The sequence below is a fragment of the Alphaproteobacteria bacterium RIFCSPHIGHO2_01_FULL_41_14 genome, from assembly GCA_001767855.1.
GTDB lineage: Bacteria > Pseudomonadota > Alphaproteobacteria > UBA7879 > UBA5542 > 2-01-FULL-41-14.
On sequence record MEMF01000002.1, the window covers coordinates 468,300 to 481,650 of the forward strand.

The window sequence follows — 13,351 nt, forward strand, 5'->3', positions numbered from 1 at the left end:
TCGAAGGGTCCTGTTCCCCTGTTCTTACTCAATAGTGTAAGGTTATTTATTAGATTTGCCAAGTTCTTGAATTTGGTCTATCTCTACCGGAAAAGAGATGGCTTCGATTATTTTCCCCATTTGAAGATCGGCATTGACAATGAAATGGGCCGTTTGGGTGGATTGATCATATTGCCTCATTTCCACCACAATATTGCGCAGGCGACACTCAAATATACGCAACGCATTTGCCATAAAACGGCATAACTTCAGAACATCTTCGGTGCGTGAGGGATCTGCGTAAGAAGAATCAAACAGGCCGTACAATTCTGGGACACCGTAGGTGAGGACAGAGGGTTGTTGATCTTCATATTCTTTGTAAGGGATCGTACAGCGCGTGTTAAATAAGTTACTAGCTTCCCGGATGACGGACTCAATCAATTGTTGTTTATTATAATTCAATAAGAGGATGGGTTCTTCCGTTACCTCGGGATTCATATCCACGAGACGATCAAAAAGGGGCATAGGGCTGCCCGGAAATTCCCATTTTTTACGAGAGGCCATTTATAAAGCCTTTCAGAATTTAGGCCCCTGGGGCAGTGTTTGTGTGGACGTCAAAGGCAGCCACGATATTTCCTTGGGCGGCGCCTTTTTCATCATAGGGGAAATACGTCCACGTATAGGTATCTCCCACGATCGCTATTTTGACAGATTTTACAACGTGATCCGGGGTGCTGAGATCAAGGTTGGGATCCTTCAAGGCAGATATTTTTTCCCCATTTTGGGTGGTGACAAGATGATCTACGTTGGCCGTGACTTCTACGATTTTGGCATTGGTCACTTCAAGACGAAAAGAGGGCTTTCCCGTACTGTTGACCCCTGTATTTTTAAGGTTAAGCAGCGTAATTTTGGCAAAAATATCGCCCGAGAAGCATTTCTGAGAGAAAGCTTCTGTATACCGATGATCCATGATAATGGTGATTGCCCCAAATAACACGCGGGCACTGGCGTTTAAATGGCCATTGTATCCGGGGATAACGGGTTTACGAATGTCACATTCATAATAATAAACTTCATGCCCTGTTGCTACCGTATCGGAAACTGTTTCGTCTCCGGGGATCTCAGCACACATCAAGTAACAGAGGCCTGTACTGGCAACTTGATTTGATCTATTGGATGACATAAATTCCCCCCGTTTTTTCTTTAAGTTTTACTGGCGCTTATTTGTTTTGATCTACTGGCTTCACTTCCTATTTTTCCAGAACTCACACCTGTATCATCAAAGATGTTGCGGATCTGAGTCAGCGTATCATAAACAAGAACATACGTTGCAATTAAGCCTTCAGAGGTTGCTTCATCTTGGGCAACATCAAATTTAAGACTCACGGCAGTGATAAAGGTGTCGGACAGGATCATTTGGGATAAAATCTTAATTTGTCCTCCTTCTGTCGTCATTTGATAAATGCCCACGTCTCCCAAGTTACTTCCGTTTGTGACGCATTGAAAAGCAGCAATGGCACTTTTATCAACGATGGTTTCACATTCAACATAAAAGAATTCAGGGTTTCCAGAAGATCGGCTTTTAGCGCGTGATTTATCGGCCTCGTTCGTGATAGTTACCTGAGGCATTCTGCGCAAACGGACGGCACGGCTCATATCGGCATTGTCCACGTTTACTTTAACGCTTCCTGCAAAAAGTTTAAGGCCGTCATCTGTGGTTGGTTTTAAGAAAACCAAATCTTTATTCGCTTGGTGTGGTGCTGTTGACATTTCCTTTATCCCTTCTTAGGCTCCCCCTATTATTTTGCGGGTGGTGGCAATTCTGCAACGAGTCTGATAGACGCTGTTAACTCTTCTAACTGGAAGTGTGGTCTTAAAAATATGGTTGCCCGATACTTACCAGGATCGCCTGGGACGTCAAAGACATCAATGCGAGCTTCCCGAAGAGGAAACCGTGCTTTCAAGCTTTGAGGCGCTTCGTCGGTGAGCAACACATACTCAGAGATCCACGTTTGCAGATACTTCTGCACTTCGATACGGCTCATAAAGCTGCCAATCTTATCGCGCATAATCACTTTAATGTAGTGGGCGAAACGAGAGGCTGCCATGATATAGGGCAAGCGAGCCGATAAGTTGGCGTTGGATGTTGCCGTGTTGAGGTTGTACTTCTTTGGCTTTTGGCTGGTTTGGCCGCCAAAGAAAGCTGCCTTATCTGTTCCTTTACAGTGACAGAGAGAAATGAATCCAAGATCACTGAGTTCTTTTTCGCGACGATCGGTGATCGCAATCTGGGTCGGACACTTGAGGGCAATATCGCCTTCTGTGGTTTTGAAGGTATAGGAGGGAAGTCCTTCCACTAAACCACCTCCTTCTACGCCACGGATGGCCGCTGTCCAGCCATAATGAGCAAACGCATTGTTCACGCGTTGACCCATCATATAAGCAGGGTTCCCCCATACGAATGTGGAGAGTGTTTTTCCATTCACTTCTTCTTCATAGTTGATGCCATGAACAGGGAGCGTGGTTGGCCCATAAGGCAACCTCATCAGGACGCGCGGTAAGAATAAGGCCACATAGCGAGAATCTTCCATGTCCCGGAAAGATTTCCATTTAATTTTGTCGGCGCTTTCGAAGATCTTTGCCAAATCTCTGGGTTTCCCAAGATCGGCATAGGTGTCTAAGTTAAACATGGTGGGCGACGCTGCCGCTAAGAGAGGAGCGTGCGCAGCAGCGGCAACACCCGAAAGCTTCAGCAGAAGGGACATGTCAGGAGAAGTGGTATCAAAATCATAGTCCACCACTAAACAAGAGTAAGGATTTCCTCCATAGGTGCCGTATTCTTCTTCATATACCTTCTTAAACAAGCCGCTTTGATCAAATTCGATAGCTTTTTCCAGATCATCCTGAAGTTCAGTTTTCTGAGCGTTCATGAGGCGCAACTTTAATTGCGTACTGGTTTCAGTATTCATGACGAGATAGCTAAGACCACGCCAGCTGGCTTCCAGCTTTTGAAGCTTATCCGTATGAAGAAGAACATCCAGCTGTTTTGACAACAATTGGTCCATGGCCTCGATACGCTTTTGGATAAAGGCAACAGGATCTGTTCCAGCTTGTCCTGTGGCAAGGGCAATTTGGGCAATGAACTCGCCGAGCATACCTAAGGAATGATCCATATGTTCAGGGTCACGACCTAGCTTGCCATCTTCCATAATCTGATTAAAGAGTGGCTTTTGTGGTGTTGGTGTAGCTGCCATTTTTACGTCCTCCCTTGCGACCTTATTTTTTTGGTGCCGCTGCGGCGGCTGCTTTATCTAACGCTGCTTTTCCTGCGACAACTGCCTTTTGAACATCCCCGAGTGCTTTTGGATCAGACAGTATCTGAGAAAGCAGTTTAACAAGTGTATCGTTCCCGTCTGTTTTTGACATTAAGTCATGCATCAGGCTGCGAGAGGTATAAACCGCTGCTGCTGCGGGGACTTGGTTCAGAATTTTCACCGGATCAAAATCATCCATGTTAGAAAATTGCAAAAGAACATTCGTTTTTGGTGGTGTTCCATCTTTCCCTGGCGCAGAAATCATATCGTCCGCTTCGAACGCAACGCGTGGCGCAATATCAGCCATCACATCCATGAGATTATCACGATCGGTTTCTATGAATTTGCGATCCTTAAAAGGCTTTAAAGGTTTGTCTGGATCCCGATCTCCCGAAAGGTCTGCGATGATGCCCATAACAAAGGGCAACTCTCTCATCTCAATCGCATCACCAATTTCAACATCATAAGTGATTTGGACGCGCGGAGGCCGGACTCTATCCAATATGTGCTGGGTACTTTCTGTCATACCTTATGCTCCTGTTAAACTTTATTATCTTATATTCAGAATGCCACCTTATTTTTGGGATGTAAACAAAAAAAATAAAAGGGGAGTTAGGGGAGATAGATTTGTTTTATTTCTTTGTTCAATATCAAGAAGCTTTCTGAAAAAACAAAGAGTTAAAAGGGATGCACCGGCGTTTTGGCCGGCCACGCAAGATTACTATCTCGGAGTTTGACTTTGAGATTTTCCACCTCTAGACGAATAGATGCCTTTTGAGAAAAGGTAATAAAGACGTGAGGGGCGTCATAGTGAAGACTCAGAAGCGACAGATCAGGGGAGGAGAGGGGAGTGAGATCAATTCCTGTAAACTGGGCTTTTGTGACACAATCAAACAAGAGGGCTGCGTGAACTCTTCGGCCTCTTTCAGGGGCCTCTTTTTCTTCCCATCGGTATCGATTGACAAGCAACACAAATTGTTTCTGATCTTTATTGTATTGAATTTCTTTCAGAGGGACGAGACTGTCTTGAAGACAGGCCGACAAAATGGTTAAATCATCCGAATCTTTTCCCATAATTTTTAGAAGCTTGAGATCTTCCATTTTTTTCTCCCTTGATCGTTAAAGGACGCGTTCTATTTGCGCGCCACAGGCTTGGAGTTTCTTCTCCATGCTTTCATAGCCTCGATCTAAGTGATAGATCCGGCTGACAGTTGTCTGGCCTTTGGCGGCAAGTCCAGCCAACACAAGGCAGGCAGAGGCCCTGAGATCTGTGGCCATGACAGGGGCGCCCACAAGCTCTTTTTTACCTTTTACAATGGCGGAAGAGCCGTGAATTTGGATGTCAGCCCCCATGCGAGACAACTCGGCTACATGCATGAAACGGTTTTCAAAAATGGTTTCTGTAAGGGTGGAACTGCTGTCAGAGAGAGTCATGAGAGACATGAATTGGGCTTGCAAATCGGTGGGGAATCCGGGGTAGGGTTCAGTAATCATGTCAACACTTTTAAGGCGCTTTATAGGGTGAGAACGGGACACAGTAAATCCATGAGGTGTCCGCTCAAAGTAAAGTCCAGCCTCTTCCGCGAGAGAGGCAAAGGTGGGGAGAAGATCAAGAGAGGTGTGGGTAAGCTCGAGTTCTCCATTGGTGATGCCGGCAGCGACGATATAGGTACCTGTTTCGATGCGATCAGGTACAACACTGTAGGTCGTTCCTTTGAGGGCAGAAACTCCCTCGATGGTGATGGTATCGGTTCCGGCTCCGGAAATTTTAGCCCCCATTTGAATGAGGCAATTCGCAAGATCCACAACTTCTGGTTCACGCGCAGCATTGATGAGGCGTGTGGTGCCTTGGGCTAAGGTGGCGGCCATCAATAGATTTTCGGTGCCTGTGACGGAAATAAGAGGGAAGGCAATGTCGGCGCCTTTCAGCCCTCCCTTAGGGGCGGTGGCACGGATGTATCCATCCTCTAGGGTGATCTTCGCCCCCATCTTTTCGAGGCCTTTGATATGCAAATCCACAGGTCGGGTGCCCAGAGCACAGCCCCCCGGCAGAGACACTTCGGCTCTTCCATGGCGGGCGACTAAGGGCCCTAGCACCAAAATAGAGGCCCTCATTTTTCGGACGAGGTCATAGTCGGCATGCACATTGTCGAGATGGTCAGATTTAAGAATGAGTTTATCAGAATCCCTCCCCTCGGAGAGAAGAACAGAGACCCCTAACGAGGTTAGAACCCCCTCGAGCGTTCGAATGTCTGACAACTTGGGGATATTTTCCAGGATAATGGGCTCTTCAGTTAAAAGGGAAGTCGTCATCAACGGGAGGGCGGCATTTTTCGCCCCGCTAATGCGAATCTTTCCTTTAAGAGGAATACCCCCTTCAATACATAGTTTATCCAATTTAAATCCCTTGAGGGTTAAGTGTACTTCATCATTTTAGGAAGGGTGACCCCTTCTTGGCCCATATATTTTCCTGCCCGATCTTTGTAAGACGTTTCACAGACACCTTCTCCTTTGAAAAACAAGAATTGGCACACGCCTTCGTTGGCATAAATTTTCGCGGGAAGGGGGGTGGTGTTCGAGAATTCAAGGGTCACATGTCCTTCCCATTCAGGCTCGAGAGGGGTGACGTTTACGATAATCCCGCAACGGGCATACGTGGATTTCCCCAAACAAATCACCAAAATATCGCGGGGAATGCGGAAATATTCCACAGTGCGGGCGAGGGCAAAACTGTTGGGGGGCAAAATACAAACATTGGCTTCTCGATCCACGAAGGACGTATGAGAAAAGTTTTTGGGGTCAATGAGCGCATTGTCCACATTAGTAAAGACTTTAAATTCATTTGCGGCACGGGCGTCATACCCATAAGAAGAAAGCCCATAAGAAATAGTACCCTGAGCGTGCTGGGTTTCCACGAAGGGTTCAATCATCCCCTTCTTGGCTTGCTTGCGAATCCATGAATCTGGCATAATTCCCATGTTATTCTTCCTCCTGTTGGCTACCTGGTTGTTCTTTTTTTTGTTGTTTTTGCTGACGGCGCTTTAAAAGATTCTCTCGCAACACCTGGGCAAGGCGCTCTGCGTTGCGATCGCTGTAACTGCTTTTAGAGGGCTGAGTCATGACTCATTTTTAGCATAGGTTTTAGGGGAATTCTATAGATTTTTCCGTCTGTTTTTTTCAGGGTTGGTTTTGGTTCCGATTTAAGAAATTTAAGGGCCCTATATTGTCTTGCGCTGCAAACTGTGGCAATGTGTGCCCCAAATTCAAGTCGCCGTTGTGGCTCAGTGGCAGAGCACACCCTTGGTAAGGGTGAGGTCGAGAGTTCGATTCTCTCCAACGGCACCATTTTCCCTCCATTGAGATCATGGATGTTGCATTTTTACAACACCCTTTGAAGAAATCCAGACTTTTTCAATCATTATCTTGTTTTTCGCAAGGGGCGTGACTAGTGTGGTCACGTAAATTTTTAGGAGAGTAAAAATGAAGAAACAATTACTTGGTGTAGCCTTGTCTGCACTTTTGATATCGACAGCTGCTGAAGCCAGACACTTTGATGGTGGAACCGTTGGAGCCACTGTTGGATATGGTTGGCAGTCAATGAAGTTTAAGGATGCTGCGAGTCCTGCGGTTAAGGCTTCCATAGCTCCCGCTGGTTTGGATGTCGGCTTGAACGCTGGATATGCAGAAAAAGTAGGATCCCTGCTTCTTGGAGGAGACGTTCGTGCTGGTCTTGGATTTGCGTCTAAGAAGAAATCCCTGACTCTTAATGGTAACACTGGAAATGTAAAAGTTACACAAGATTGGTTAGCTGGTGTAGGTGCGATTGTTGGGGGGGAATTTGCCCGCAATTGGCTTGGATTCTTCCGCCTTGGGGTCGACTACGTTCATTATAAGACAAACACAACAACCGTAATTAGTGGTAAAAAATTCGGTTCTTGGGCCGTTGTTCCTGGTGTTGGTGTCAAAATGAAGGTTACTCATTCCTTGAGTGTTGATGCTATGTATGAATATAGCCATGGATTCTCGGCAAAAAATCCTTCTTCTACTGTGAAGTTTGATGAAAAACCAACCTCGAATAACATCAAGATTGGTATAAGCTACTATCTATAATTGAGGTTTCTTGCAAATCTTAATGGCGACCCAAAAAGCCTGGTGATAAAACACCGGGCTTTTTTTATTTGTGAATACAAAAATTGGCGTCCCCAACGGGATTCGAACCCGTGTTGCTGCCGTGAGAGGGCAGTGTCCTAGACCTCTAGACGATGGGGACTTTGTGTCTCATATAACTGACCTCTTTTCTTACCGTGGCCCTTGCTGTTTAGCAAGTTTTTTCTGAGTTCTGTGTTCCTAAGGGAAAACTTGTTTTTATTCCCATTTCTTTTCCAAAAATAGTCTGCTATGGGATTTTTCATCGCCGCCTCTTTAAGGTATGTGTTTTCTGCATATTTTTTAGGGTCATTTTGCCCTAGAACGGAAAACGCAAAGACATTAAGTATAGGCATAATAAACTTAAATAAAAATTTAATAGGATGTAACATGAGCCCCAGGAATTTATACGTGTCTTTGACTGTATTATCCTCTTTTTTCTCTTGCTCAATGGCTGCAGATAAGGCATCAGAAACAATTTCTCCCGCAGCAGAGGCACAATCTTTTTCTGATTTTTATGTGATAGGGGCGCTCGGCCATTCCCATTTATCTGTACCGAGGAAGGGAAATGTAACTGATGTGGTGGACCCTAGTCTTGTGGTGCAAAATAATGGTGGATTTAGTTCTGACAGGGCGGTTTTTTCCCTAGGGTTGGGGTATGAAACCTTTGTGAGTCCGTCTGTTTTACTGGGTATAGAGGTGAGTGGCTTCTGGGACAATCATCGGACAAAATCACAGACCAATATTGACCAGGGAGGGTCTCTTATTTCTTTTTCCGAGATTTTAAAAAAGCAGTATGGCGCGGAAGTGCGGGCTAAGGTGGGATATCTCATTCGGGAAGGTCTTTATGGGTATGCAGGCGTCGGGGTGGAGAACAGCTTTTTCTCATATAAGGGTACTTTAAGTACTGCGGGTTATACAAAAAAAGCATCCAAAGCCCTCTGGGGCGTTTTTCCCGTGGTGGGAATGCGTGTGTTTCTAGCCGAAAAATTGTCTCTGGATTTTTCTTATAAATACACCCTGTATCAAGGGATGTCGGTCAGTGGGGGGACTAGTGCCCAGTCATTTTATCGGTCCCTGAAACCCTCTGATTCTGTGGCCCAAGTGGGCCTTACTTATAAAATCAATTAATTAATCATTGAAGGAGTTTTTGTCGTGAAAAATATAAAAAGTCGTCGTCTTTTATCAACCGTTTCTTCCCTGGCCCTCTTTTCAGCCTTTTTTATGGCAGGGATGGTGAGGGTGGAAAATGTCTCAGCTGCTCTTACTGGTCGGGATTTAATGAATCACAACTCACTGGAGTATGCGAAAAGAGTGGGATGGGGACCAGCTGGGGACGAAAGTGTTCTGAACGAAGCTAAAGAAGCCGTCAAAAAACACAGAGAGGGCCTTGCAGAGCGGGCCAGGATTGAAGCAGAATTGCAGGAGTCCAGAAGGCAGAGTCTGGAAAGACTCCAAGAGATTCAAGAAAAAGAAAATACAATGGCAGGACTGTCAAAAAAGGTTACTGCGTTAACAGATCAGCTAAGGTTTGCCACGGCCAGCAGGGAAGAAACAGAAGAGAAAATCGCTGCTTTGCGCGCAGAGCTTATCATGGCGAAAGCTCATGAGGTTCGTTCTGAAACAGAGAAGGGGGATCTGGAGACGGAGACCAAAGCTCAGAAAATAAAAATCAGTTCTCTCCAAGAAAGGTTAGACAAATTAACGATAGACCAAGAATCCAAAATAGAAGAAATAGATTTACTCACCCAAGATCTTCAAGAGACACAAAGTAAATGGGAAGAACAATCCAAAGAAATGGCGACTCTGAGAGAGAGGGCAGCAGGTTTGGAAGCCGCACTTCTTGAGAACCAAGCGGCATTGCGACAGACCAAAGAACTTTTGACGGCATTAGAATCTAACTTCACAGAACAAAAAGGTGCGATTTTCGCAGGGGTTCGTGGGCTTGTGGAGACTCTTAACTTGGGGGACTCGTTTTCTTTGGAGTCATATTTTACAAATGAGGCATCCTTTGAGCGTCTCGTAGACGGGATGACTCTCGGAGGTCTTTTCCAAGATTTGACGCTGGATTTGCAGACTCGATTTTCAGGCATTGAAAGTCAGATACTTATACTGGAAGAGCAGAAAGCTCAAATGGGGAAGGATTCCGAGGAAGCCAGAAGAACAATGGCGCAAAGGGAAGCCGCCTTACAAGAAGAATCTGCCCAGAAAGATAGACAGATTGAACACCTAAATTCAAGTCTTACCGCATTAGAGGAACAAATAGGTACCCTAGAGGCAGAACGCCTTCAATTAAAAGAAACGTTGCTTGTAAGAGAACAGGAGTTAGGGGAAGCAAAGGGACAGAATGCTCAGCTTCAGGCGGAAGTCAATGCACTAGAGAGCGCCTTGAAGAAAGCGACAGCCAAAATAGAAGATTTGGAACAACGCATTCAATCCTTACAAGCAGAAAAACAGAGTATAGAAGAATCACAAGCAAATCTTGAAGAATGCCTAAAGCTCACTCAGGACATGACAAAGAAAAGCATCGCCACTTTGCAAGAAAAATTAGAATCGGTTTTGGCAGTCAATGAAGGGATGAAACATCAACTAAAAGAAGCTCAAGAAGCTTTAAGTAAAATTGCGGGTGGTGCCCCTGATGAAAGCATATCGCAGAGTCTGGGGGATGAGCTTGCGGCGGCTGAAAGAGGCGACACCCCTTCTCCGTCCATGGCAGACACAACCTCCAAAGTGGCCGCTTTGGTCAAGGCATTGAAAAGTGTAGAAAGAGAACTAGAGAGTAAACTTGCTGGTACAGAAGAGACTGTTAGGCAGCTGGAAAGGGACAAAACAGTACAAGAAAAAGTTGTTGAACGGTTTGCACAGCAGGTTACTCAGCAACAACAAGTGTTAGACGCGACGCGACAAGCTCTTCAGGAGAAGCAGTCGGCTGTTGAGGGGCTCCATCAAACGTTGGACGAGAAAGAAGATGTAATCATGGGACTGATACAGGATTGTGACAAATGTAATCTGGAGCGTATGGAGACAGAAACTCAAATTCTTATTTTGAGAGGGACAATGACAGAGTTGACAGAGAAAGAAAAAAGTCTGAGAGAAACCATCTCCAGTCTTCAGGAACAACTAGAACAGGAAAGGGTAAGGGTAGGAAAATTTGAGAGTCAACTTATAGAGATAAAAGAATCTCTTGCTGCGTCTGTAGAAGCAATAGCGTCTCAAAGAGTAAAAGAATCTGAAGCGGAAGTGTTGGTCTCTCAAGCGTATCAAGAAGTCCAGAAACAAAACGAAAACTATGCACGAGAAATAGAAAAGAACGAAGTACTTCTTGCGATCGAGAGGGGGAAAATGATCGCGATGCAGAAAGAAATGCAGACAATGAAAGACTCTGCAGAGAAACAAGTTGATAAAGCGTATGAGTTTTTGGATACCCAAATAAAAGCATTTGAAAGAGTGAGTGAGCGATTAAGGGCAGAATTACACGAAAAAGAAGAAGAGAAGTCATTGAGGGAAGCAGACCTTAGGCAACAAACCCTCCGTTTGGAAGCGCTGAAAAAACTTCACCAAGAGCTAAAGCAAAAGCACAAAGAGCTTGAGGCTAACTATACTCAAGCGCAGGCACTTGTTTCTTCTTTAACAGAACAACAGGCTCGTCAAACTCGGGCACAACAATCTGAGAAGGTTCTCATGGAAAGGGTTAAAGCGAAAGTAGAAACACAACAACAAGCTGATAAAAGTAAGGATTCAGCGGAAACATTATTGAGAGAGTTGGCAGAGGCTAGAGCAGGTCTGGAAGAGGTCAGAAATCAAAAGACATCTTTAGAGGAGTTGGTGAAAACGTTTGAAGAGAAAAGTCAATCCACAGCAGTGCCAAAGAGAGAAACAGCTGAGGTTGGAACCAGTCCTATGACGCCTGTGAGAGGGACCAGACCTGAAAGTGGAGCTGATTTTAGAACGCCCCTTCCTCGAGCAGAAGGGACTATGGACTCTCCCCTAAAGTCGGTCCTTCGTGCGATGACAGGTAATCCACACTTTGCACAAGGCATAGCTGCAACCTTAGAGGATTTTGGACCTATTGGTTCTAAGAACGCCCTCAGTGTTTTGGAGGCATTAGCGCAGCAGCTTAACATTAAGCTGAATCTGACGGGCACGCCACTGCGCAGTATTGGAAATATCATGAGCTTGTCGGGTGCGAAGATGCCTAGGCGTGATAAGAAGGGTCGAGTAAGGGATCAGAATGTTGCTGCCCCTCTTCCTCCCTTTCCCAATCAATAAAAGATAGATTGAGAAAAAACACAGAAAATCAACTGCTTACTTTCTTACGATTAGGTATTTGAATATTGCATATCGTTCTGACATCTACTACACTTTAAAAAGGGAGTTAGTAGATGTCATCGGGCCTCCTGAGGTGTTTTTGTTTTATCGTATATTTAGGAATGATGGGAGCCGTTGGATTTTCGACTTCTTCGGATGATTCTACAGATCGTTATAAAGGACAACAAAAGAAAAGCGATCTTTATGAAGATCAGTTAGATGACGACCCTTTCGAAGTTATTAACCGCAAGATATTTGCCTTCAATGAAGTGGTGGACGGGGTGTTCATTGATCCTGTTGCTAACATGTATCGCCTCGGCGTGCCAGACGATGTACAGATCATAATAGGTAATGTTCTACAGAATACAGCGGAACCCCTTATTTTTGTGAATGACTGTTTGCAAGCAAAAAAGAATAGAGCGTTAGAAAGCTTCTGCCGCTTTTTTATCAATACAGTTTTTGGGCTTTTGGGAACGATTGATGTGGCGAAGCATTTAGGTCTAGAGCCCCACGAAGAAAATTTTAACACCACTCTGAAATATTGGGGAGTGCCCCAAGGGCCTTACATTGTTCTCCCTGTCCTTGGGTCGGCGAATCCGAGATACATCATAGGGTGGGTGGTTGATTACTTTACAGATCCTTTCAACATTGCGGCAAAGCAAGCGGATAAAGATTCTTTGCTTTATTGGCGCACCAGCTTGCAAATAGTCACGACGCGCGCTAATATCACGGAAGACATTAAGAACTTCCGAGAAAATTCTCTTGATTTTTATGCCGCCATGCGAAGCTTTTACAAGCAATACATGGATGCAAGCCACATAGGGGGTGGAAAAGTGGAGTACACGAGTCCCTCTCTAGATGAGTTTATGTTTGATGATGATATGGAGCCTCATGATAAAAAAGTATAGGATTTTTCTTTATTCCCTTACGGCGTTGATGATGATTTTTTCAAAAGGGATAACAACCAATGTGCCGGCAGGGGGCTTATCCTCAGAAAAAGACGGTAAGAGTGCTGAGAAATTTATCCAAGACTTGGGGGATAAAGGGATCAAAACCCTGACAGGGAAAGAGCTGGGTGAAGCCGAGCGCCGAAGAAGGTTTGAAGCTTTATTTGTGGTGGCCTTCGATTATGATCGCATTGGAAAATTTGTTCTAGGTCGTTTCCGTCGTCAAATCAGCGAAACAGACATGAAAGAATACATGGATCTTTTTAAGAATATGGTTGTGCGTGTTTATGCGGCTAGATTTGGGGAATATAACCAAGAGAAATTCCATGTGTCAAGCAATCGGGTTATTGATAAAGAAGGGAAGACGATAGTGGTCTCTAGTAAGATTGTACGGCCAAATGATTCAAAAATCGCCATTGCATGGCATATGTATAAAGATACTGCCGGCAGTTTTAAGATTTTTGATGTGGTGGTAGAAGGGGTGAGTATGGCCTTAACTCAACGATCTGAGTTTTCTGCTATTCTCCAGCAAGGAGGCATCAAGAAATTGATTGAAGAGTTAAAAATAAAGAAAAACAACCCCATTGCCAAGAAGATGATTGAAGTCACCAACACAGCTATTAACAAAAAATGAGGGAAGCTGTCGCAGGATACTCT

13 protein-coding genes and 2 tRNA genes are annotated in these 13,351 nt (G+C 44.9%); 6 read left to right on the plus strand and 9 right to left on the minus strand.

All coding sequences use genetic code 11. The features are described from left to right. Window positions 1-42: 42 nt before the first annotated feature. From A2621_02310 to A2621_02345, 8 genes are all read right to left on the minus strand, one after another. On the minus strand, window positions 43-543 hold the full coding sequence (locus tag A2621_02310) for a hypothetical protein (GenBank protein ID OFW89717.1): 501 nt from the start codon (window positions 541-543) through the stop codon (window positions 43-45). A gap of 19 nt (window positions 544-562) precedes the next feature. Next, entirely contained in the window at window positions 563-1,162 is a 600-nt protein-coding gene (locus tag A2621_02315; protein OFW89718.1) for a hypothetical protein, read from the minus strand. A 20-nt stretch (window positions 1,163-1,182) separates the two neighbouring features. Further along, window positions 1,183-1,749, minus strand: a complete 567-nt coding sequence (locus tag A2621_02320; protein OFW89719.1) for a hypothetical protein — start codon at window positions 1,747-1,749, stop codon at window positions 1,183-1,185. A 29-nt stretch (window positions 1,750-1,778) separates the two neighbouring features. Continuing rightward, window positions 1,779-3,233 carry an EvpB family type VI secretion protein gene (locus A2621_02325; protein ID OFW89720.1) on the minus strand — a complete coding sequence of 485 codons (1,455 nt, stop codon included), beginning with the start codon at window positions 3,231-3,233 and terminating at the stop codon, window positions 1,779-1,781. Window positions 3,234-3,255: 22 nt separating this feature from the next. After that, window positions 3,256-3,819, minus strand: coding sequence for a type VI secretion system-associated protein (locus tag A2621_02330; protein ID OFW89721.1), 564 nt, complete (start codon window positions 3,817-3,819; stop codon window positions 3,256-3,258). Between the two features lie 152 nt (window positions 3,820-3,971). Then, window positions 3,972-4,394, minus strand: a complete 423-nt coding sequence (locus A2621_02335) for a hypothetical protein (GenBank protein ID OFW89722.1) — start codon at window positions 4,392-4,394, stop codon at window positions 3,972-3,974. Between the two features lie 18 nt (window positions 4,395-4,412). Then, window positions 4,413-5,690: a UDP-N-acetylglucosamine 1-carboxyvinyltransferase gene (locus A2621_02340; protein ID OFW89723.1), complete on the minus strand. Its 1,278-nt coding sequence runs from the start codon at window positions 5,688-5,690 to the stop codon at window positions 4,413-4,415. A 17-nt stretch (window positions 5,691-5,707) separates the two neighbouring features. After that, window positions 5,708-6,271 (minus strand): dCTP deaminase, encoded by a 564-nt coding sequence (locus A2621_02345; protein ID OFW89724.1) that lies wholly within the window; start codon window positions 6,269-6,271, stop codon window positions 5,708-5,710. A gap of 292 nt (window positions 6,272-6,563) precedes the next feature. Here A2621_02345 and A2621_02350 point away from each other — a divergent pair. Together A2621_02350 and A2621_02355 are read left to right on the plus strand one after the other, a co-directional pair. Beyond that, window positions 6,564-6,638 (plus strand) — tRNA-Thr (locus A2621_02350). 135 nt (window positions 6,639-6,773) lie between these two features. After that, window positions 6,774-7,403 carry a hypothetical protein gene (locus A2621_02355; GenBank protein OFW89725.1) on the plus strand — a complete coding sequence of 210 codons (630 nt, stop codon included), beginning with the start codon at window positions 6,774-6,776 and terminating at the stop codon, window positions 7,401-7,403. Between the two features lie 84 nt (window positions 7,404-7,487). Here the strand turns inward: A2621_02355 and A2621_02360 are convergent. After that, a tRNA-Glu gene (locus A2621_02360) sits at window positions 7,488-7,563 on the minus strand. Between the two features lie 266 nt (window positions 7,564-7,829). Here A2621_02360 and A2621_02365 point away from each other — a divergent pair. The 4 genes from A2621_02365 to A2621_02380 all read left to right on the plus strand — a co-directional run bounded on the left by A2621_02365 (window position 7,830) and on the right by A2621_02380 (window position 13,328). Continuing rightward, window positions 7,830-8,570 carry a hypothetical protein gene (locus tag A2621_02365; protein ID OFW89726.1) on the plus strand — a complete coding sequence of 247 codons (741 nt, stop codon included), beginning with the start codon at window positions 7,830-7,832 and terminating at the stop codon, window positions 8,568-8,570. 24 nt (window positions 8,571-8,594) lie between these two features. After that, the gene (locus tag A2621_02370) at window positions 8,595-11,708 is read left to right on the plus strand and encodes a hypothetical protein (protein OFW89727.1); all 3,114 of its coding nucleotides are present in this window, start codon (window positions 8,595-8,597) and stop codon (window positions 11,706-11,708) included. A 113-nt stretch (window positions 11,709-11,821) separates the two neighbouring features. After that, complete coding sequence (locus tag A2621_02375; GenBank protein ID OFW89728.1) at window positions 11,822-12,655, plus strand: hypothetical protein; 834 nt, start codon at window positions 11,822-11,824, stop codon at window positions 12,653-12,655. Then, window positions 12,639-13,328 carry a hypothetical protein gene (locus A2621_02380; protein OFW89729.1) on the plus strand — a complete coding sequence of 230 codons (690 nt, stop codon included), beginning with the start codon at window positions 12,639-12,641 and terminating at the stop codon, window positions 13,326-13,328. The genes A2621_02375 and A2621_02380 overlap by 17 nt, the downstream gene beginning before the upstream one ends. Window positions 13,329-13,351: the final 23 nt, after the last annotated feature.